Raw genomic sequence first — 19,868 nt, 5'->3', positions numbered from 1 at the left:
CCTCAGAGGTTGAGAGCGGCGCACACGGCGTCGGCGTCGGGCATGGCGGCGATCTCGTCGCGGACCCGCTCGGCCGCCGCCCGGAACGCCGTGTCGTGGGTGACGGCCGCGACGGCCGCCGCGATCGACTCCACCGCGTACTCGTCCGGGGCGACGACGGTCCCGGCGCCCGCACGCTCCAGCAGCGCGGCGTTCTCCGGCTGGTCGGTCCCGCGCGGGAGGGCGACCTGGGGCACGCCGTGCTCGAGCCCGCCGAGCATCGTGCCCGACCCGCAGTGGGAGACCAGCAGGTCGACCCGATCGAGCAGGGAGGCTTGAGGCACGAACTCGGCGACCATCGCGTTCGTGGGTATCGGTCCCAGGGCGTCGCGATCGAGCTGGCGTCCTGTGGTGGCCACCACCAGACCGTCGTACTCGGACAGGGCCTGCAGCCCGATCCTGAAGTCAGAGGCGTCGTCGTTCTTGACGGTGCCCAGGGTGAAGTAGGCGACGGGCTGGTCGGTGGCGAGCACCTCGGCCAGGGCGGGCGGCAGCGGTTGGCGTTCGCCGGCACTCGGCCGCAGCGGGGTGGTGTCGGACCAGGGTGACGGGCCTGACGGCTGCAACGAGGGTGGGCAGAGGTCCAGCGCGTGCTCGGTGGAGGCCTGCGCCCAGAGCTGGGGCTCGCCGATGACCGCGCCGGCGGCGTCGATGAGCGGGGCGTAGAACGGGAACATCGGGCCGATGCCGTGAACGACGCCGGGGACCCCAAGCTGGTGGGCCAACAGCGATCCGGCTTCCTCCAGGACCTCGTGGACGACGAGGTCGGGGCGCCACGTCGAGGTCATCGCGACCAGGTCGTCGAGGCGGTGGAGCGCGGGAGTGCCGAACAGCGCGACGACGCCGTCCATCATCTTCCGCTCCTCCGGCGCGTCCGGGTTCGCCCACGCGGCTTCGTGCGCGGACCACGCCGCGTCCCAGCTGGGCCCTACGGCGTGGACGTCCAGTCCGCGACTGGCCAGGACGCGCGCCAGGTCCGGGCCCGTGGCGACCCGCACGTCGTGGCCGGCGCGCTCCGCCGCACGGATCATGGGCAGCATCGGCAGGGCGTGTCCGTACGCGGGGCACGAGGTGAACAGGACGTTGGCCACTGCTCCATCTGACACCCGCCTCCGCCGACCGTCCAGACTGGTGATGCGGGGAGTGCCAGTGTCGGCGCGCGGGACCGCTGCGGACGAGCCCGCGCGCCGACATCCGCCATCGTCCAGTGCGCGTTCGTCGGCACGCGGGGACCAAGGTCCCTCGCCGCGGAGGGTCGGTCACGGAATCCTGATGAAAGGATTCAATCGATCAGTGGAGAGGGTGTCATGAGCATCGACACGTCAGTCCGTTCGCTCGCGAGCGTGCAGCTGCGAGAGGAGATCCTCTACTACTGCCGCGAGTCTGTCCGCTGCGGACTGAACTTCAACACGCAGGGCAACATCAGCGTGCGGATCACCGCCGACGACGGCACCGAGGCGATCGTCATCACCCCGTCCGACGTGCGCTACGACGTGCTGCGGCCCGAGGACATGCTCGTCGTCGCCATGGACGGCACGGTGCTCGAGGGCGACCTGCTCCCGTCCACCGAGCTGCCGGTGCACCTGGCCCACTACCGCCGCCGCCCCGACGCCCGCGCGATCGTGCACACCGAGTCGACGTTCGTGAACGTCCTCGGCGTCCTGGGCAAGCAGATCGACCCGGTCCTGCTCAACATGGTCCTGTACGCCAAGGGCACCATCCCGGTCATGCCGTTCGAGTTCTCCACCAACGCCGACTTCGGCCGGCGCAGCGCCGAGCTGATGGGCGACGCCGTCAACGCGGTCGTCTGGGCCAACCACGGCCTGCTCGCGGTGGGCGTCTCGCTCAAGCTCGCGTTCAAGGTGGCCGTCGCGGTCGAGGAGAACGCCGAGGTGCTCCACCACGCGACCCTGTCGGGCGGCGTGCCGAACGTGCTGGCCTACGACCGCATCGAGATCCCCGAGGGCGCGCGCCTGCCCTGACGGTCAGCCGAGCGTGCCCGCGACGACCAGCAGCACGGGCACGCACAGGATCGTGGTGATCAGCCCGGCGTCGCGCGCGAGCGCCTCGCCGTGCCGGTACTGCATCGCGTAGACGAGGACGTTCTGCGCGGTCGGCAGCGCCGCCATCGCGACGACCGCGAGCAGCGCGTGCGCGGGCAGGCCGAGCGCGGTGCCTAGCCCCCACGCGAGCAGCGGGTGCGCCACCGTGCGCAGGCCGACGGCGAGCGCGAGGTCCCGGCGGGGGGCCGCCGAGTCCACGGTGCGGGGGACGGCGAGCGACATGCCGAAGGTCAGCAGCGCGAGCGGCGCCGCGGCGGCACCGATCAGGCGGAACGGCTCGTAGACGACCTCGGGCAGGTCCCACGGCAGCGCGGCCAGGACCAGGCCGACGAGCGTGCCGACGATGATCGGGTTGCTCAGGGTGCGGCGCACGACGGCCCGCCCCTGCAACGGTCCCGATCGCGCGTCGAGCACCGCGAACGCGACCGGCGCGAGGACCAGCAGCTGGAACAGGAGCGTCGGGACCACCGCGACCGCGTCGTCGAGCAGGTACACCGCCAGCGGCAGCCCGATGTTGCCGGCGTTCACGTACGAGGAGGCCAACGTGCCGACCGTGACGTCCGCGGCCGGCCGGCGCCAAGCGAGCCGCAGGACGAGGATCGCGACGAGGGCGATCACCGCCGTGGACGTCCAGGTGACGACCGCCGTCCGCGAGAGCAGCAGGTGCAGGTCGGCGTGCGCGACCGTGGTGACCAGCAGCGCGGGCGTCGCGACGGTGAACACCACGCGGGCGAGCACGGAGGCCGCACGCTCCCCGAGCACCTGGCGCCGGGCGAGCAGCCAGCCGAGCGCGACGACGACCCCCATGGTGCCGAGCGCGGTGACGACGGCACCCATCAGGCCACCGGCGGGCGTCGGGAGATCACGGGCCTGATCCTCGCACGGGGGGCGAGCGCCGGAAAGCGCTTGCCCTCAACGCCGTGCGCATGGCACGATCGAGTCCAGAACGCGCGTCCCGCACACGGAAGTAGGCAACGATGCCCGCAGTCGCACTGGTCACCGGGGGTAATCGAGGGATCGGCCTCGGCATCACGCAGCGGCTGCTCGCCGACGGGTTCGCGGTGTCGATCCTGGCCACCCGCGAGGAGCCGACCGAGCTGCTGGAGTCGCTCGACGCCCCCGGCCGGGTCCGCTACGTGCGCGGCTCGGTGGCCGACCTCGACGACCACGCCCGGTTCGTCGACGACGCCGTCCAGGCCTGGGGTCGCCTCGACCTGCTGGTGAACAACGCCGGGGTCGCGCCGAGCGTGCGGGCCGACCTGCTCGAGGCCGGAGCCGAGAGCTTCGACCGCGTGCTCGGCATCAACCTGCGCGGGCCGTACTTCCTCACGCAGACCTTCGCCAACCGCGTGATCTCCCTGGGCAGTGACACCCTCCCGCGGGCCACGGTCATCAACGTCTCCTCCATCTCCGCCACCGCCGTCTCCACCAACCGCGGCGAGTACTGCGTCTCCAAGGCCGGGGTCGCCATGGCCACCCAGCTGTTCGCGGTCCGCCTGGCCCCCGAGGGGATCGTCGTCTACGAGGTCCGCCCGGGCGTCATCGCGACCGACATGACCGCGGGCGTGACCGAGAAGTACGACGCGCTCATCGCCGACGGGCTCGCGCCCATCAACCGGTGGGGCCGACCGTCCGACGTCGCCGGCGCGGTGTCGATCCTGGCCTCCGGTCAGACCCCGTACTCCACCGGCGAGGTCTTCCACGTCGACGGTGGCATGCACATCCCGGTGCTCTGATGACGTTCCTGCAGGGTGTCCCCGTCGTCACCGTGAACACCGTGGTCGTCGGCACCGGCTCCGCCGGGTTCTGCGCCGCCGACCGGCTGTGGGAGCTCGGCCAGACAGATGTCGTCATGGTCGCCGACAAGGTCAACGCCGGCTCGTCGCGCAATGCGGGCTCCGACAAGCAGACCTACTACAAGCTGACGCTCTCGGGCGGCGACGGCGACTCCGTGCGGGAGATGGCCCAGACGCTCTACTCCGGCGGCGCGATGGACGGCGACAACGCGCTGGCCGAGGCCGCCCTGAGCGCCCGCGGGTTCCTGCGCCTGTGCGACCTGGGCGTGCCGTTCCCGCAGAACCGGTACGGGGAGTTCATCGGCTACAAGACCGACCACGACCCTCGTCGTCGCGCCACGTCCGTGGGCCCGTACACCAGCCGGTCGATGGTCGAGCAGCTGGAGAAGAAGGTCCACCGCAACGGCACGACGATCTACGACGAGTGCCGCGTGGTCGACGTGATCGTCGAGGACGGCGCGGTCGCGGGGCTGCTGGTCCTGCGCACCGACGTGCCGCACGACGGCGCCGAGTCCCCGTTCCTGCTGTTCCGCTGCACCAACCTCGTCTACGCGACCGGCGGTCCGGCCGGGATGTACGCGACGCGCGTGTTCCCCCACGGGCAGTGGGGGGCGTCCGGGGCGGCCTACCGCGCCGGCGTGCACGGCAAGAACCTCACCGAGTGGCAGTTCGGGCTGGCCTCGACGCACCCGCGCTGGAACGTGTCGGGGACGTACATGCAGGTCATCCCGACGTTCATCTCGACGGACGCCTCTGGCGAGGACCCGCGGGAGTTCCTGACCGAGGCCCTGGGTGACTACGGGCAGCTCATGTCGCTGGTGTTCCTCAAGGGCTACCAGTGGCCGTTCGACATCCGGAAGGCGCTCGACGGCTCGTCGCTGATCGACCTGCTGGTCTACCGCGAGACGGTGCTTCGCGGGCGGCGGGTGTTCCTCGACTTCCGTCGCAACCCGGTCCAGGAGTCCTTCGACCCCTCCGCGCTGAGCCCCGAGGCGTACGAGTACCTCGATCGGGCGGGCGTCCTGTTCGGCACGCCCATCGAGCGGCTGCGGCGCATGAACGAGCCCGCGTACCAGTTCTACCTGGGCAAGAACCCGTACGTGGACCTCGAGACGACGATGCTCGAGGTGGACGTGTGCGCCCAGCACAACAACGGCGGGCTCGTGGTCGACGCCTGGTGGCAGTCGAACGTCGAGGGCTTCTTCCCGGTCGGCGAGGCCGGCGGAGCGCACGGGGTCTACCGGCCCGGTGGCGCGGCGCTGAACAGCGGGCAGGTGGGCGCGACGAGGGCGGCGCAGTTCATCGCGGCGCGACGAACCGGGGATCCGCGTCCCTTCGAGTCGTCGGCAACCCGCGTGGTGGACGCCGCGCTCGCGCTGGTCGCGGCGGCATCGGCGCGGGCCGCATCCGGCATCCCCGACAACACCGGCGACCTCCTCGACGAGGTGCAGGTGCTCATGAGCGCCAAGGCGGGCCCGGTGCGCTCGGCGCAGTCGATCGAGGAGGCCCTGGAGCAGGTGCACGCGTGGCTGGCGTCGTACGAGGCGACCGTCTCCGCCGACGCCTCGTCGCGCCGCTCCATCAACCGCACGTTCCTGGTGCGCGACATCCTCACCAGCGCGTACGTGTACCTGTCCGCGATGGCCGACTACGTCGGGCACGGCGGCCGGTCCCGCGGGTCGGTGCTCTACACCGACCCGGCCGGTGCGATCCCGCACGGCCTCACGGAGCTGCCCGACGTCTTCAGGTTCACGCTGGACGGCGGCGCGCTGGACGACGAGGTGCAGGAGACCTCCTGGGAGCCGTCCGGCGACGACCCCGCCGGCCGGATGAGCTTCCGCTGGCGCCCGCGCCGGCCGATCCCCGAGGACGACGACTTCTTCGAGAACGTCTGGCGCGAGTTCCGCGAGACCGGGAACGTCTTCTGATGCGTCTGGACCTGCCGGATCCGCGAGTGGAGATCCGCGGGGCCTCGTGGCTGGAGGACGGGCTCCCGCACCGTCTCCCCGCGTGGACGCGGCCGCAGTTCCCCGACGACTTCATGGCGATGGTCGAGGCGCAGCCGTCCGGCGTCCGGTTGCGGCTGCGGACCGCCGCGCGCTCGGTGCGGCTCGACGTCCAGGTGCTCCGCGTCGCCGTCGACCCGGCACCGCCGGCGGAACCGCAGCCGTACGACGTGCTCGTCGACGGGGTCGTCGTGCCGCAGCCGTCGGCCGTGGCCTCCGCGGCCGGTGTCTTCCTGCTCGAGCCCCTCACCGGGACGACCGCCACGAAGCCCGGTCCCGCCGGCGTCGTGGACCTCGCGCTCGGCGGCGACGGCACCGTCGAGCGGGACGTCGAGATCTGGCTGCCGCCGGGGGAGACCACCCGGCTCGTCGCGCTCACCACCGACGCCCCCGTGTCCGCACCCGTGCCGGTCCGAGAACCGCGCTGGGTGCACCACGGCTCGTCGATCAGCCACGGCGCCGGTGCCGCATCCGCCCTCGGTGCCTGGCCGATGGTGGCCGCGCGCGCGGCCGGGCTCGACCTGGTCAACCTCGGGTTCTCCGGCAACGCGGTGCTCGACCCGTTCGTCGCCCGCGCCGTCCGCGACCAGCCCGCCGACGTCATCACGCTCAAGCTCGGCATCAACGTGGTGAACCACGACGCGATCCACCTGCGCGCGTTCGCCCCCGCGGTGCACGGCTTCCTCGACACCGTCCGCGACGGCCACCCGACCACGCCGCTCGTCGTCATCTCGCCGCTCCTGTGCCCGTTGGTCGAGACCACCCCCGGGCCGACGTCCCTCGATCCGGCCGACCCGTCGGTGTTCCGTACCACCGGGCAGCCCTCCGAGGTCGCCGACGGCAAGCTGACCCTGACGGTCATCCGGTCCGCGCTGCGCTCGATCGTCGAGGCCCGCGGGGACAGCGCCCTGACCTACGTCGACGGCACGACCCTCTACGGCTGGCCCGACTGGGACGACCTGCCGATGCGCGACCAGATGCACCCGGACGCGGACGCCCACCGGCTGATCGGGACCCGGTTCGCGGCGGTGCTACGGGCCCTCCAGCGCGGCTAGCTGCTCCCGCCAGAGGGCGTCCATCGCGGTGTGGTCGCGCATCAGCTCGACGGACACCAGCAGTCGACGCGGGGTGAGCGCGAGCGACCACGACCCGCCGACCGGGACGACCTCGGTGACACACCGGCCCCGCGCGGAGCTCGCCCCGATCCACGGCGGCAGCCAGTGCGGTCGGTAGCCGCGGATGGCCTCCGACGACTCCGGGTGCTGGCCCTGCACCCAGCGGACCTGTTCCTCCCGCACGCCGCGGTACAGATCAGCCAGCGCCGAGCCCGGTGGCGGCGCGACGGGGCTGGCCGGAGCGGACTCGACGAGCAGGCGCCACCAGCCGTCCCAGTCCTCGTCGGGTACGCGGGTCTGGATCGCCCTCGTCGTGATCGTCGGCGCCAGCGCCGGGATGTGGGTCCAGGCCGGGAGGCCGAAGCGGTCACGGAGGTAGAGGGCGCCCGCGAAACCGACCCCGTCCGACAGCTCGACGACGAGGTGTCGCTCCTGACCCGGGCCGACCATGGTGCGAGTCAGACCTCGCCCAGGATGCGCTGCCGCAGCTCGCCCAGCTCGTCGGTGGTGATCAGTCCGCGCTGGTGCAGGTCGATGGCCTCGGCGAGCCGCGTCTCGGCCGACCGCGGCGGCGCGAGCAGCTGGCTCTGGTGCGCCTGTGCCAGCACCTGGGACGTCGCGGTCGCCGGGTCGAGCCCGGCCTCGCGGAGCACGCTCCGGTTGCGGGACGCCCGCACTGCCGACGCGATGATGAGCACCACGATGGTGACGGTGACGAGGAAGAACACCACGCCGAACGCCGTGTCGGACGCGGCCGGCGCCAAGGGGTCAGGCATGGCCGTCACGCTAGCGCTGGCGGCGTGCGCCCGTCAGAGGAACGGCTGCACCAACCGGAGGTAGCGCTCGGCGAGCGTCGCCACCGTCTCGTCGCCGGGGGTGTCCCAGATCGTCTCGTTGAAGATCTCCACCTCGACGTCCCCGGTGTAGCCGGTCTCGGCCACCCAGCGCGTGATCGTCGCGAAGTCGATGTAGCCGTCGCCCACGTGCCCGCGTGAGAGGAGCGGGTCGGCGGCCAGCGGGAGGATCCAGTCGCACACCTGGTAGCTCGCGATCCTTCCCGCGGCGCCGGCGCGGGCGATCTGACGCTGCAGGTCCGGGTCCCACCACACGTGATAGGTGTCGATGACGACGCCGACGACGTCCGCGGGGAACGGCTCGGCGATGTCCAGCGACTGGCCGAGCGTCGAGATCACCGCGCGGTCGGCGGCGAAGATCGGGTGCAGCGGCTCGAGCACGAGCCGGACGCCGTGCCCGGCCGCGAACGGCGCGAGCTCGCCGATCCGGTCGGCAACCCGCTGCCGGGCGCCGACGAGGTCGCGGCCCGTGGTGCCCGTTCTTGCAGGGCCGCCCGGTGCGGTCGCCGCGGGCAGCCCGCCGACGACCATGATCAGCTCGCGCGTGCCGAGCGTGGCGGCCTCGACGATCGCGCGGCGGTTGTCGTCGAGCGCCGCCGTGGCGTCACCCTCGTCCTCCGCCGTGAGGAACCCGCCGCGGCACAGGGACGAGACGCGCAGGCCGGCGTCGGCGACGATCTTCGCGGCCTCGGCGACGCCGGCCTCCTGGACGCGGTCGCGCCAGACGCCGATCGCGGGCAGCCCCGCTCGGACGGCTCCGTCGACCGCCTCCTGGAGGGTCCAGCGCTTGGTCGTCGCGGTGTTCAGCGACAGCCGGTCGAGGCTCACAGCGCGATCGTCGGGACGTCGAGACGTCGGCCCTCCGCCGACGAGCGCAGGCCCAGCTCGGCCAGCTGCACGCCGCGCGCGGCCGACAGCAGGTCGAACCGGTGGGTGCGCCCGGCGACGACGTCGCGCAGGAACTCCTCCCACTGCAGCTTGAAGCCGTTGTCCAGGTCACCGTTGGCGGGGACCTCGAGCCACTGGTCGCGGAACGACTCGGTGACGGGCAGGTCCGGGTTCCACACGGGCTTCGGGGTGTGCGCGCGCTGCTGGGCGACGCACTTGTTCAGCCCCGCGACCGCCGAGCCGTGCGTGCCGTCGATCTGGAACTCGACCAGCTCGTCGCGGTAGACCCGGACCGTCCAGGACGAGTTGATCTGCGCGACGACGGGGTCGCCACCGGGGGTCTCGATCTCGAAGATGCCGTAGGCGGCGTCGTCGGCCGTGGCGTCGTACGCCGTGCCCTGCTCGTCCCAGCGCGTCGGGATGTGCGTCGCGGTCTGCGCGTTCACCGTCTTGACCGTGCCGAGGATGCCCTCCAGCACGTAGTTCCAGTGGCAGAACATGTCGACGACGATGCCGCCGCCGTCCTCCTTGCGGTAGTTCCAGCTGGGGCGCTGGGCCTCCTGGCCGTCGCCCTCGAACACCCAGTAGCCGAACTCGCCGCGCAGCGACAGGATCCGGCCGAAGAAGCCCTCGTCCACCAGGCGGCGCAGCTTGACCAGGCCCGGCAGGTACAGCTTGTCGTGCACGACGCCCGCCGTGACGCCCGTGCTCTCGCGCAGCCGGGCCAGGTCGATCGCCTCGGCAAGCGTCTCGGCCGTCGGCTTCTCGGTGAAGATGTGCTTGCCGGCCTTCATCGCCGCGGTGAGCGCGCTGTAGCGGCGGCTGGTCACCTGGGCGTCGAAGTAGATGTCGACCGTCGGGTCGTTGATGACCGCGTCCGCGTCCGTGGTCCAGTGCTCGATCCCGTGCAGCTCCGCCAGCTCGCGCACCTTGTCGGCGTTGCGGCCGACGAGGATCGGCTCCACCTGGACGCGGGTGCCGTCCTCGAGCGTGACGCCGCCCTGGTCGCGGATCGACAGGATCGAACGGACCAGGTGCTGGCGGTAGCCCATCCGGCCGGTGATGCCGTTCATCCCGATGCGCAGGGTGCGAGTCGTCATGAGTGCTCCGAGTGTTCTGGACCGCGGTGTCGGTCGGAGTGGGAATGCGCTTTCCACTGTAGCGCATGGCGCTGCGTCCTAGTCAAGACTCAGGCACCCGGCGCTCTGACCCGCTCGACCCCGCTGTGCCCCTTCGCGCTGCCGACGCGGATCTCCACGCCGGCGATGTGCGAAGAGTTCGTTACGCCGGGTGCAACAAAGTCGTCACGCGAGCGGTCCTCGGGCCGGCGGCGCAACGACTGGTTCGTCTGCGCGCGTCAGTGCCGACCGCCGCGAGACGACGCGTCGTCAGACCCGCGCGGTCACCAGGCTCGCGACGGCGGCGCGCACGGCGGACCGGAACGCGGCCGAGTCGGGCAGGTCGTCCCCGAACACCGCGCCGACGTCGAGCATCCGGTCCGCGAGCGTGTCGAGCGGCCCGGCGGCGGCGGCGGCCAGAGCGGGCGCGAGCGGATCGTCCAGGGCGATCCGGCGACCGTCCACCACGAGCTCGCCCTGGGTCGTCGCGCGCACGTACGCGATCCACGCGGCCACGGTCAGGGCGGCGGCGGTCGGGGCGGCGCCCTCCGCGAGCCGGTCGCGGACCGTGCCGAGCAGGCGCGGCGAGAGCTTCTGCGACCCGTCCATCGCGACCTGCACGGTGGTGTGCCCGGTGTTCGGGTTGGCGAACCGCGCCAGGACGTCGTCCCGGTATCGCGCCAGGTCCATGCCGTCCGGCGCGATCAGGGTGGGCAGCACGTCCTCGTCGACCAGTGCCCGCACCGCGGCGGCCAGGTCCGGGTCGGCCACCGCCTGGGCGATCGTGGCGTGCCCGCGCAGCGCGCCCAGGTAGGCGAGCGTCGAGTGGCTGGCGTTGAGGACCCGCAGCTTGGCGCGCTCGTACGGTGCGACGTCGGACGTCAGGGTCGCGCCGGCGCACTCCCACGCGGGCCGCGGACCGGCGAAGTCGTCCTCGATGACCCACTGCGTGAAGGGCTCGCCCACCACCAGTCCGGCGTCCGTCAGCCCGAGGAGCGCAGCCGCCTCGGCCCGGTGGGCGTCCGCGGTGGCGGGCACGATCCGGTCGACCATCGTCCCCGGGAAGCGGACCGAGGCGTCGATCCACTCCCGCAGCCGCGCGCCGTCGGGCACCGCGTCGAGGGCGGCCCCGACGAGCGCTGCCAGGACGGCGCCGTTGTTCGCCAGGTTGTCGCAGCAGACGACCGTGAGGGGTCCCGCGTCAGCCCGCTCGCGCGCGGCGAGCCCGCGCAGCAGCAGCCCGAGCGGGGAGCGTGCGGGTGCGTCGGCCCGGCCGCCGCGCACCTCGACGGCCAGGGCGCCCAGGTCGGTGGCCAGGTCGGGATCGGTCAGGTCCGGGCCGCCGTCAGCTCCGCGGCGATAGCCCTTCTCCGTGACGGTGAGGGTCACGACGTGGGTGGTCGGTGCCGCCATCGTGGTGAGCACCCGCGCCGTGTCGGTCCCGGGGAACGCGACGTCCCGCAGGGATCCGACGAGCCGGAGCGACGTCTCGTCCGTGCCCTTGGTCAGCACGCCGTAGAGGCCGTCCTGCGGCGCCAGCTGCTCGACCACGCGCGCGCTGCGCTGCGTCACGCCGAGGATGCCCCAGCCGTTCTCGCCGGTCGCCGCGGCGGCGTCCTCGGTGAAGACCGCCTGGTGCGCCCGGTGGAATGCCCCGAGGCCGAGGTGCACCAGGCCCACGGTGACGTCCGCCGGATCCACGGCCGGCAGCCGGACAGGCGAACCGGCCGGGTCGAGGCCTGCGAGGGTCGTGCGCGAGAGCCGGTTGCCCGTCATCCGTCGGCCACCGACGCCTGCGCGCTGGCCACGCCGGTGGACGCGCGGACCACCAGCTCGACTCCGATGAGGACCGACGGAGGCGTCCCCGAGCCCGCGTCGAGCCCGCCGTCCGCCGCGCTCAGGGCCGTGGCCAGCGCGGACTCGGTCGGCGTCGGCACCGGGCCGGCCTCGACGAGCAGGTCCACGGCCGCGCGGCCCAGCCGGGCCAGCGGGACGGTGACGGTGGTGAGGGCCGGCGACACGAGCGTCGCGGCCGGGATGTCGTCGTACCCGACGACCGAGACGTCCTCCGGCACCCGCACGCCCCGCGCGCGCAGCCTGCTGAGGATGCCGAGCGCGAGCAGGTCGTTGTGCGCCAGCACTGCGGTGACCCCGCTGGCTGCCACGAGGTCTCCGGCAGCGACGCCGCCGCCGAACAGGGGAGGGAAGTGCCCGAGGTCGGTCACCTCGACGTTGCGCAACCCGTGCGACGCGTGCTCGAGCCCGTACCGCCGCTGGGTGTCCGACCACGAGCCGACCGGGCCGCCGGCGTACCCGATGCGGCGGTGCCCGAGCGCGTACAGGTGCCGGACGGCCTGGCGGATGCCGTCGGCGTTGTCGATCACCACGGACGGCAGGCCGCCGTGCCGCCGGTTGACGAGGACGAGGGGGACGTCCTCGTCGAGGACGTCCCGGCTGAGGCGGTCGAGCTCGACGTCGGACATCCGCGGCGACGACAGGATGACCCCGTCCACCTGCGCGCCCAGGTGTCCGACCAGCTCGGCCTCCAGGCGGGGGTCCTCCTCGGCGTCGGCGACCAGGAGCGCGAACCCGAGGGCGCGGGCGCGCGCCTGCACGCCCTTGGCGACCGCCGCGAAGAACGGGCTCTCCAGGTCCGGCACCACCAGGCACAGGTTCCCCGTGCGGCCGGTGATGAGCTCCCGCGCGGCGCGGTTGGGCCGGTACCCGAGCTCCCGAGCGACCTGCTGGACGAGCTCACGCCGCGCCGGTGCCACGAGGTCGGGCGCGCTGAGCGCACGGGACGCGGTGGCCGGGGAGACGCCGGCGGCGCGCGCGACGTCGCGCAGGGTGACCACCACGATCCCTCCCTGGTCGACTCGGCGTGCGGATGAATGCGATTTCAGCACGTGCGGTCCGGTGCTGGCAACAGCCGTCCCGGGATGCGGGACGACGCGCCGACGGCCCTTGTGGTCGGCGCGATCACCTGGTTGGCTGCGATGAATGCGTTTGCACCGCGGGTCATCCTGTGCCCGGTGGGCGCCGAGGAGGTTCCGATGGTGAGCGAGACCGGGTGGTCGTTGCACCCTGACCGGGCGTTGCCCAGCGACCCCGGCGTGCGGCCGATCGCGCGGGAGATCCTGGGGGCGACGGCGACGCTCCCGATCGTCTCCATGCACGGGCACGTGGACGCCGGGGTGCTGGCGCGTGACGAGCCGTTCCCGGACCCCGCCTCGCTGCTGGTCACCCCCGACCACTACCTGGTGCGGATGCTGGTGTCCCAGGGCGTGCCGCACGACGCCCTCGGGGTGCCGCGCGCCGACCGCCCGGGAGTCACCGCCGATCCGCGCGAGGTCTGGCGCACGTTCGCCACGCACTGGCCGCTGTTCCGGGGGACGCCCACGCGCTACTGGCTCGAGCACGTGCTGGTCGAGGTGTTCGGGCTGGACGAGCGCCCGTCCGCCGACTCCGCCGACCGCCTGTACGACCTGCTCGCCGAGCGCCTGGAGAAGCCGGCGTTCCGGCCGCTGGCGCTGTTCGACACGTTCGGGATCGAGATCCTGGCCACCACCGACGCGGCGACCGCGACCCTCGCCGACCACGCGGACCTGGCCGACCGGGGCTGGCGCGACCGGATCGTGCCGACGTTCCGCCCCGACGCCCTCCTGCACGTCGACCGCCCCGGCTGGCGCGCGGACGTCGCCCTGCTCGAGCAGCGGTCGGGGGTCGCGGTCGCGGGGTACCGCGACCTGCTGCGCGCGCTCGAGGAGCGGAGGCGCGTGTTCATCGAGGCGGGCGCGCGGGCGACCGACCACGGGCACCTCTCCGCGGACACCACGCCGCTGAGCGAGCCGGAGGCGGAGCGGATCGTCTCGGCAGCGCTGCGCGGCCAGGTCGACCCGGCGGACGCGCAGGCGTTCTCGGGTCACATGCTGTTCGAGATGGCGCGCATGTCCGCCGAGGACGGCCTGGTCATGCAGCTGCACCCGGGCGTCCTGCGCGACCACGACCCGGCGGTCGCGGCCCTGCGCGGTCCGGACGTCGGCTACGACATCCCGGTGCCGACCGAGTACGTGCGCGGGCTCCGCCCGGTGCTGGAGGCCTTCGGTCACCACCCGGGCCTGCGGCTCGTGCTCTTCACCGTCGACGAGGACACGTTCAGCCGCGAGCTCGCCCCGATCGCCGGCGTCTACCCGTCCGTGCGGCTGGGTGCTCCGTGGTGGTTCCTGGACACCCCGGACGGCATGCGACGGTTCCGTGAGGCGGTGACGGACACCGCCGGGTTCGCCAACACCACGGGCTTCGTCGACGACACCCGCGCCTTCTGCTCCATCCCCGCGCGGCACGACCTGGCCCGGCGGGTCGACGCCGGCTTCCTCGCGCGCCTGGTCGCCGAGCACCGGCTCGACCTCGACGAGGCGATCGACACCGCGGTGGATCTCGCGTACCGCCTCCCGCGTGAGGCGTATGCTCCTCCGAAGTCGGCAAACGCTTTCCCGCCCAGCGGCGGGAACGAGCACGGTGCGAAGGAGCACGAGTGAGCGACATCCTGCAGCGCCTCGCGGCGCACCGCCTGGTCCCCGTGGTGGTCATCGACGACGCGGCCCACGCGGACGCGCTGGCCCAGGCTCTGGTCGACGGGGGGCTCCCCGTCGCCGAGGTCACCTTCCGGACCGCCGCCGCGGCGGAAGCGATCCGGGTGATCGCTGCGCGCGGTGACGTCCTCGTCGGCGCCGGCACCGTGCTCACCCCCCAGCAGGTCGACCAGGCCGTCGCGGCCGGAGCGTCCTACGTCGTCTCGCCCGGGCTGAGCCGGGCTGTCGTCGAGCGCTGCCAGGAGCACGGCGTCCTCGCGCTGCCCGGCGCGGTCACGGCCACCGAGGTGCAGGCCGCGCTGGAGCTGGGCCTGACCACCGTGAAGTTCTTCCCCGCCGGCACGTCCGGCGGCGCCAAGGCGGTGGCGGCCCTCGCAGCACCGTTCGGCGACGTCGGCTTCGTCCCGACGGGCGGCATCGGCCCGGGCAACCTCGCCGAGTACCTCGCCCTGCCCTCCGTCCGGGCGGTCGGCGGGTCCTGGATGGTGCCCCGCGACCTCATCCGCGGCGGGGACCTCGATGCCGTCCGCGACCTCACGGCCGAGGCCGTCAGCCTCGTCGCGCACCCCTGACCCCGAGCTCGAAGGAGCGCCTCCCATGTCCGACCTGGTCATCCGCCCTGCGAGCGAGACGCGCTACGACGCCGTGTCGCTCGGCGAGGTCATGCTCCGGCTCGACCCCGGCGAGGGTCGCATCCGGACCGCCCGCTCGTTCCGCGTGTGGGAGGGCGGCGGGGAGTACAACGTCGCGCGTGGCCTGCGTCGGGCGTTCGGCCTGCGGACCGCGATCGTCACCGCGCTCGCGGACAACGAGGTCGGCCGGCTGGTGGAGGACTGCATCTTCACGGGTGGCGTCGACACCTCGTTCCTGCGCTGGGTGCCCTACGACGGTGTCGGCCGGGCGGTGCGGAACGGACTGAACTTCACCGAGCGCGGGTTCGGCGTGCGCGGGGCCGTCGGGGTGAGCGACCGCGGCCACACCGCTGCGGCGCAGCTGGCGCCCGGGGACGTCGACTGGGAGCACCTGTTCGGCGAGCTCGGGGTGCGCTGGTTCCACACTGGCGGCATCTTCGCGGCCCTGTCCGACAGCGCGGCCGAGACCGTGATCGAGGCGGTGACGGTCGCCCGCAAGCACGGGACGATCGTCAGCTACGACCTCAACTACCGGCCGAGCCTGTGGAAGGCGGTCGGCGGCCAGGCCCGCGCGCAGGAGGTCAACCGGACCATCGCGCCGCAGATCGACGTCATGATCGGCAACGAGGAGGACTTCACGGCCTCGCTCGGCTTCGAGGTGGAGGGCGTCGACGAGAACCTGTCCGCCCTGGAGCTCGACTCGTTCGCCGCCATGATCGACCGCGTCGCGGAGGCGTACCCGAACTTCCAGGTGATCGCCACGACGCTGCGCACCGTGCACTCCGCGACGGTCAACGACTGGGGCGCGATCGCCTGGTCGAAGGGCACCGGGCTGGTCAGCGCGACGCACCGGGAGCGTCTCGAGATCCTGGACCGGGTCGGTGGCGGGGACTCGTTCGCGTCCGGGCTGGCCTACGGCCTGCTCGCCGGGGAGGACCTGCAGACGGCCGTCGAGTACGGGGCCGCGCACGGCGCTCTCGCGATGACGACGCCGGGCGACACGACGATGGTCAGCACGGCCGAGGTGCTCAAGCTCGCGGGAGGCGGCGGCGCGCGGGTGGACCGCTGACCCGCGTCCGGCAGGCGCGGCCGGCCCCCGACGTGGTGCACTGAGCACTGAACCCCGCACCGTCTGCACCACCCCGGAGGTCCCCGCCGTGAGCCACTCGATGTTGCCGTCCGCGATGCCTGGCGCGTCACTCGAGCTGGACCCCGAGGGGCGGCTGTTCTGCCCGGCCTGCCGGGCGACCTCCCTCGACGTGTCAGGGACTCAGCAGGTGGACGGCATGCCGTGGGTCAACCACTCGCTGGTGTGCCGCGCGTGCGGCACGACCTCGCGCCTCGCCCTCGTGGGCGCGTTCGGCCAGACCGTCCTGCGCTGGCTCGACGACTGAGCGCGAACGGGTCAGGTCGAACGCGTCAGGTCACCGCGCCCAGCTGCCAGGGCACGAACTCGTCGGACCCCAGGTCCAGCTCCTCGGACACGGTCTGCCGCCCGGACGCGACGGCGATGATCAGCTCGAACAGCTCCTCGCCGACCGACGTGACGGTCGCGGTGCCGTCGACGATCCGCCCGGCGTTGAGGTCCATGTCCTCGGTCATCCGCAGGTAGGTCGCGGTGTTCGTCGCCACCTTGATGGACGGCGTCGGCTTGCAGCCGAGCACGGACCCGCGGCCGGTGGTGAACACGACGACGGTCGCGCCGCCGGCGACGAGGCCGGTGACGGAGACGGGGTCGTAGCCGGGGGTGTCCATGAACGTGAACCCGCGGGCGGTCACCTTCTCGGCGTACTCGTAGACCTCGACCAGCTCGGCGGTGCCTCCCTTGGCCACGGCGCCGAGCGACTTCTCGAGGATCGTGGTCAGCCCGCCCGCCTTGTTGCCGGGCGACGGGTTGTTGTCCATGGTGCCGCCGCCGGCCGCGGTGTAGCCCTTCCACCAGTCGAGCCGGTCGAGCAGCTTCTGCCCCACGGAGCGGGACACGGCCCGGCGCAGCAGGAGGTGCTCGGCGCCGAACACCTCGGGGGTCTCGGCGAGGATCGAGGTGCCGCCACGGGCCACCAGCAGGTCGGACGCGTGCCCGAGCGCGGGGTTGGCCGTGATGCCGGAGTACCCGTCGGACCCGCCGCAGTTGAGGCCGAGGACCAGCTCGGAGACGGGCGCGGGGGACCGGCGCAGGGCGTCGATGCCCGGGAGCATCGCCTCGATGGCCGCCACCCCGGCGCGCACGGTGGCCCGGATGCCGCCGGTCTCCTGGATGACGAGCGTGGTCACGGGCTTGTCGGCGGGCAGGTCGAGCCCGTCCAGCAGCGTCTGCGCGGGGAGCATCTCGCACCCGAGCCCGAGGACCAGCAGGCCCGCGACGTTCGGGTGGTCGGCGTACCCGCGCAGGGTCCGCCGGGTGATCTGGGCGCCCTCGCTGGTGGGGACCAGGCCGCAGCCGGTGTCGTGGGTCAGGGCGACGACCCCGTCGACGTGCGGGTACGCGTCCAGCACGCGGCCGCGGAACTGGTCGGCGATCAGCCGGGCGGTCGACGCAGAGCAGTTCACGGACGTGACGATGCCGACGTAGTTGCGAGTGCCCCACCGGCCGTCGCTCCGCCGGTACCCGTCGAAGGTGCGGACCGGCCCCTCGGGGACGGGCAAGGTCACCCGCGAGGTGCCGAACTCGTAGGCGCGCTCGTCGTCGTCCATGCCCAGGTTGTGCGAGTGCACGTGGTCGCCGACGGCGATGTCCCGCGTGGCACGACCGATCGACTGCCCGTACTTGCGCACCGGTGCGCCCTGCGGCACCGCCCGGACCGCGAGCTTGTGGCCGCGGGGCACGCTCTGGGTCACGACGACCGACCCCAGCACCGTCCCGGACTGCAGGTCCCGCGTCGCCACGCCGACGTCGTCGTCGGGGCGCAGCACCAGGACGGCCTCGGCCAGGGCGAGCGTCGTCGTCACACGGCCAGGATACCGCTTTCCGCACCAATCCACCGGCGTGCCCGCCCCGAACGTGCCGCGCACCACCGGCAAGCGCCTACCCTCCAGACATGGCCGCCTCCGTGACCCTCAGCGACGTCGCACGCGAAGCAGGCGTCTCGCTCGCCACCGCCTCCCGCGCGATCAACGGCAGCGCCAACCGCACCGTCCGCGCCGACCTGCGCGACCGCGTGCTCGCCGCGGCGGCCCTGCTGCGCTACACCCCGGACGCCAACGCGCAGGCCATGGCGCGGGGCCGGACGACGTCCCTCGGCCTGGTGGTGCACGACATCGCCGACCCGTACTTCTCCTCGATCGCCGCCGGCGTCACCCGGGCCGCCGACCGCGCCGGCCTCCAGGTGACCCTCGCGAGCACCCAGCACGACCCCAGCCGGGAGAGCGGGCTGGTCGACCTGCTCAAGCGCCAGCGCGCTCGCGCCATCGTCATCGCCGGTGGCCGCCTGGACGACGAGGCCACGAACGACGAGCTGCGCGCGGCGCTCGCCGACTACCGCGCGGTCGGCGGATCGGTGGCGCTGATCGGTCAGCCGATCCTCGGGGTCGACAGCGTGGTCGTGGACAACGCGCAGGGCGCCGGCGACCTGGCGAAGGCCCTGCACGCCCGCGGCTACCGCCGGTTCGCGGTGCTCGCCGGCCCCGCCGACCACCTGACCGCGCGCGAGCGCAGCGAGTCCTTCCGCGGTGCGCTGGCCGAGCTCGGCAGCCCGGTCCCGGACGACGCGGTGATCACGAGCGCGTTCACGCACGAGGGCGGCGAGGACGCCATGCGTGCCCTGCTGCGCGGCGGCGAGCTGCCGGAGCTGGTGTTCGCGGTCAACGACGTCATGGCGCTCGGGGCGCTGGCCGCCGGGCGCGAGGCGGGCGTCCGGGTGCCGGAGGACATCGCGCTCGCCGGTTTCGACGACATCTCCACCCTGCGTGACGTGGTCCCGGCACTGACCACCGTGCGCATCCCGCTGGTCGACGTCGGCATCGCCGCCACCGAGCTCGCCCTCGCCGACGCCTCCGACGAGCCGCGCCTCACGCACGTGCCGACCCAGGTCGTCCTGCGCGCCTCGACGCCCGGACGCTAGCTGTCCCAGGGCGCCTGCGCGCCCGTGGCCGAGTCCTCGAGCCCGAGCAGGTGCGTGGCCATCCGCAGGCGCGCGCGGTCGGGGTCGCGGGCGGCGACGGCGGCCAGGATCGCCTCGTGCTCGACGAAGGTCCGGTCCTCGGCGCCCACGTCGCTGAGCCCCCGCCAGAGCCGCGTCCGCGACGCCCGGCCGGCCAGGCCCTCGATGAGCGCGGCGAGCACCGGGTTGGCGGACGCGCGCGCGACCTCCTCGTGGAAGGCCAGGTCGGCGTCGACCAGCCGCTCGTGGTCGAGCGGGACCTGCACCAGCGCGCGGGCCGTCTCGTCGAGCGCGACGCGCAGGCGTGCGAGCCCGTCGTCGTCGATGTGCAGGGCGGCGAGTCCCGCGGCCTCGGTCTCCAGGAGCCTGCGCACGGCGTGGAACGCGGAGGCGTCGTCCTGGAGGTCGGCGATGAACCCGACGGGGGCCAGCAGGAGCGCGGGGTCGAGCGTCGTCACGTAGGTGCCGTCGCCGTGCCGGGAGTCGAGGATGCCGAGCGTGCCCAGCGCGCGGACGCCCTCCCGCAGGGAGCCGCGCGAGACGCCGAGGGTGGCGGCCAGCTCCTTCTCCGCGGGGAGCCGTTCGCCTGCGTGGAGCCGTCCGTCGAGGATCATCTGCTTGACCCCGTCGACGACGTCGTCGGATCGTGACACGGAGCGAACCTA

19 protein-coding genes are annotated in these 19,868 nt (G+C 73.2%); 9 read left to right on the top strand and 10 right to left on the bottom strand.

The genetic code is table 11. The annotated features are described in order from the left end of the window. Positions 1 to 2: 2 nt before the first annotated feature. Positions 3 to 1,145, bottom strand: a complete 1,143-nt coding sequence (locus HP550_RS22885) for a nucleotide disphospho-sugar-binding domain-containing protein (RefSeq protein ID WP_175345896.1) — start codon at positions 1,143 to 1,145, stop codon at positions 3 to 5. 201 nt (positions 1,146 to 1,346) lie between these two features. On the opposite strand from HP550_RS22885, the gene HP550_RS01840 reads away from it, so the two are divergent. Next, positions 1,347 to 2,021 (top strand): class II aldolase/adducin family protein, encoded by a 675-nt coding sequence (locus tag HP550_RS01840; RefSeq protein WP_175345895.1) that lies wholly within the window; start codon positions 1,347 to 1,349, stop codon positions 2,019 to 2,021. 3 nt (positions 2,022 to 2,024) lie between these two features. Here the strand turns inward: HP550_RS01840 and HP550_RS01835 are convergent, their stop codons facing one another. Beyond that, a complete protein-coding gene (locus HP550_RS01835) occupies positions 2,025 to 2,939 on the bottom strand; it encodes an AEC family transporter (protein WP_175345894.1) in 915 nt (304 codons plus the stop codon). Between the two features lie 140 nt (positions 2,940 to 3,079). On the opposite strand from HP550_RS01835, the gene HP550_RS01830 reads away from it, so the two are divergent. From HP550_RS01830 to HP550_RS01820, 3 genes are read left to right on the top strand one after another with little or no spacing between them, the layout of a single operon-like run. After that, on the top strand, positions 3,080 to 3,838 hold the full coding sequence (locus tag HP550_RS01830; RefSeq protein WP_175345893.1) for a 3-ketoacyl-ACP reductase: 759 nt from the start codon (positions 3,080 to 3,082) through the stop codon (positions 3,836 to 3,838). Beyond that, entirely contained in the window at positions 3,838 to 5,826 is a 1,989-nt protein-coding gene (locus HP550_RS01825) for an FAD-dependent oxidoreductase (protein WP_175345892.1), read from the top strand. The genes HP550_RS01830 and HP550_RS01825 overlap by 1 nt, the downstream gene beginning before the upstream one ends. Further along, the gene (locus HP550_RS01820; protein ID WP_175345891.1) at positions 5,826 to 6,959 is read left to right on the top strand and encodes an SGNH/GDSL hydrolase family protein; all 1,134 of its coding nucleotides are present in this window, start codon (positions 5,826 to 5,828) and stop codon (positions 6,957 to 6,959) included. The genes HP550_RS01825 and HP550_RS01820 overlap by 1 nt, the downstream gene beginning before the upstream one ends. On the opposite strand, the gene HP550_RS01815 is transcribed toward HP550_RS01820, so the two are convergent. The 6 genes from HP550_RS01815 to HP550_RS01790 form a co-directional block, all read right to left on the bottom strand. Continuing rightward, complete coding sequence (locus HP550_RS01815) at positions 6,936 to 7,469, bottom strand: hypothetical protein (protein WP_175345890.1); 534 nt, start codon at positions 7,467 to 7,469, stop codon at positions 6,936 to 6,938. The two genes, HP550_RS01820 and HP550_RS01815, sit on opposite strands and share 24 nt — an antisense overlap. A gap of 8 nt (positions 7,470 to 7,477) precedes the next feature. Further along, the gene (locus HP550_RS01810; protein WP_175345889.1) at positions 7,478 to 7,795 is read right to left on the bottom strand and encodes an SHOCT domain-containing protein; all 318 of its coding nucleotides are present in this window, start codon (positions 7,793 to 7,795) and stop codon (positions 7,478 to 7,480) included. Between the two features lie 33 nt (positions 7,796 to 7,828). Beyond that, positions 7,829 to 8,701 carry a TIM barrel protein gene (locus tag HP550_RS01805; protein ID WP_175345888.1) on the bottom strand — a complete coding sequence of 291 codons (873 nt, stop codon included), beginning with the start codon at positions 8,699 to 8,701 and terminating at the stop codon, positions 7,829 to 7,831. Next, positions 8,698 to 9,861, bottom strand: coding sequence for a Gfo/Idh/MocA family protein (locus HP550_RS01800; protein WP_175345887.1), 1,164 nt, complete (start codon positions 9,859 to 9,861; stop codon positions 8,698 to 8,700). Before HP550_RS01800 ends, HP550_RS01805 begins: the two co-directional genes overlap by 4 nt. A 288-nt stretch (positions 9,862 to 10,149) precedes the next feature. Continuing rightward, positions 10,150 to 11,655 carry a mannitol dehydrogenase family protein gene (locus tag HP550_RS01795; RefSeq protein ID WP_175345886.1) on the bottom strand — a complete coding sequence of 502 codons (1,506 nt, stop codon included), beginning with the start codon at positions 11,653 to 11,655 and terminating at the stop codon, positions 10,150 to 10,152. Then, a complete protein-coding gene (locus tag HP550_RS01790; protein WP_175345885.1) occupies positions 11,652 to 12,737 on the bottom strand; it encodes a substrate-binding domain-containing protein in 1,086 nt (361 codons plus the stop codon). The genes HP550_RS01795 and HP550_RS01790 overlap by 4 nt, the downstream gene beginning before the upstream one ends. A gap of 195 nt (positions 12,738 to 12,932) precedes the next feature. Here HP550_RS01790 and uxaC point away from each other — a divergent pair, with 195 nt between their 5' ends. The 4 genes from uxaC to HP550_RS01770 all read left to right on the top strand — a co-directional run bounded on the left by uxaC (position 12,933) and on the right by HP550_RS01770 (position 16,497). After that, the gene (uxaC, locus tag HP550_RS01785) at positions 12,933 to 14,417 is read left to right on the top strand and encodes a glucuronate isomerase (RefSeq protein ID WP_175345884.1); all 1,485 of its coding nucleotides are present in this window, start codon (positions 12,933 to 12,935) and stop codon (positions 14,415 to 14,417) included. Continuing rightward, positions 14,414 to 15,043, top strand: coding sequence for a bifunctional 4-hydroxy-2-oxoglutarate aldolase/2-dehydro-3-deoxy-phosphogluconate aldolase (eda, locus tag HP550_RS01780; protein WP_175345883.1), 630 nt, complete (start codon positions 14,414 to 14,416; stop codon positions 15,041 to 15,043). Before uxaC ends, eda begins: the two co-directional genes overlap by 4 nt. A gap of 25 nt (positions 15,044 to 15,068) precedes the next feature. Then, positions 15,069 to 16,172 carry a sugar kinase gene (locus HP550_RS01775; RefSeq protein ID WP_175345882.1) on the top strand — a complete coding sequence of 368 codons (1,104 nt, stop codon included), beginning with the start codon at positions 15,069 to 15,071 and terminating at the stop codon, positions 16,170 to 16,172. Positions 16,173 to 16,260: 88 nt separating this feature from the next. Further along, complete coding sequence (locus HP550_RS01770) at positions 16,261 to 16,497, top strand: hypothetical protein (RefSeq protein WP_175345881.1); 237 nt, start codon at positions 16,261 to 16,263, stop codon at positions 16,495 to 16,497. Between the two features lie 25 nt (positions 16,498 to 16,522). Here HP550_RS01770 and HP550_RS01765 read toward each other — a convergent pair whose 3' ends face one another. Further along, entirely contained in the window at positions 16,523 to 18,052 is a 1,530-nt protein-coding gene (locus HP550_RS01765; RefSeq protein ID WP_175345880.1) for a UxaA family hydrolase, read from the bottom strand. An 89-nt stretch (positions 18,053 to 18,141) separates the two neighbouring features. Between HP550_RS01765 and HP550_RS01760 the strand changes: the two genes are divergently transcribed. Further along, positions 18,142 to 19,164, top strand: coding sequence for a LacI family DNA-binding transcriptional regulator (locus tag HP550_RS01760; RefSeq protein ID WP_175345879.1), 1,023 nt, complete (start codon positions 18,142 to 18,144; stop codon positions 19,162 to 19,164). Here the strand turns inward: HP550_RS01760 and HP550_RS01755 are convergent. Beyond that, a complete protein-coding gene (locus HP550_RS01755; RefSeq protein ID WP_175345878.1) occupies positions 19,161 to 19,856 on the bottom strand; it encodes an FCD domain-containing protein in 696 nt (231 codons plus the stop codon). The genes HP550_RS01760 and HP550_RS01755 overlap by 4 nt on opposite strands. Positions 19,857 to 19,868: the final 12 nt, after the last annotated feature.

The sequence above is a fragment of the Cellulomonas humilata genome (assembly GCF_013359775.1).
In the GTDB taxonomy this organism is placed as follows: domain Bacteria; phylum Actinomycetota; class Actinomycetes; order Actinomycetales; family Cellulomonadaceae; genus Cellulomonas; species Cellulomonas humilata.
This window is presented reverse-complemented; position numbering and strand designations above follow the sequence as displayed.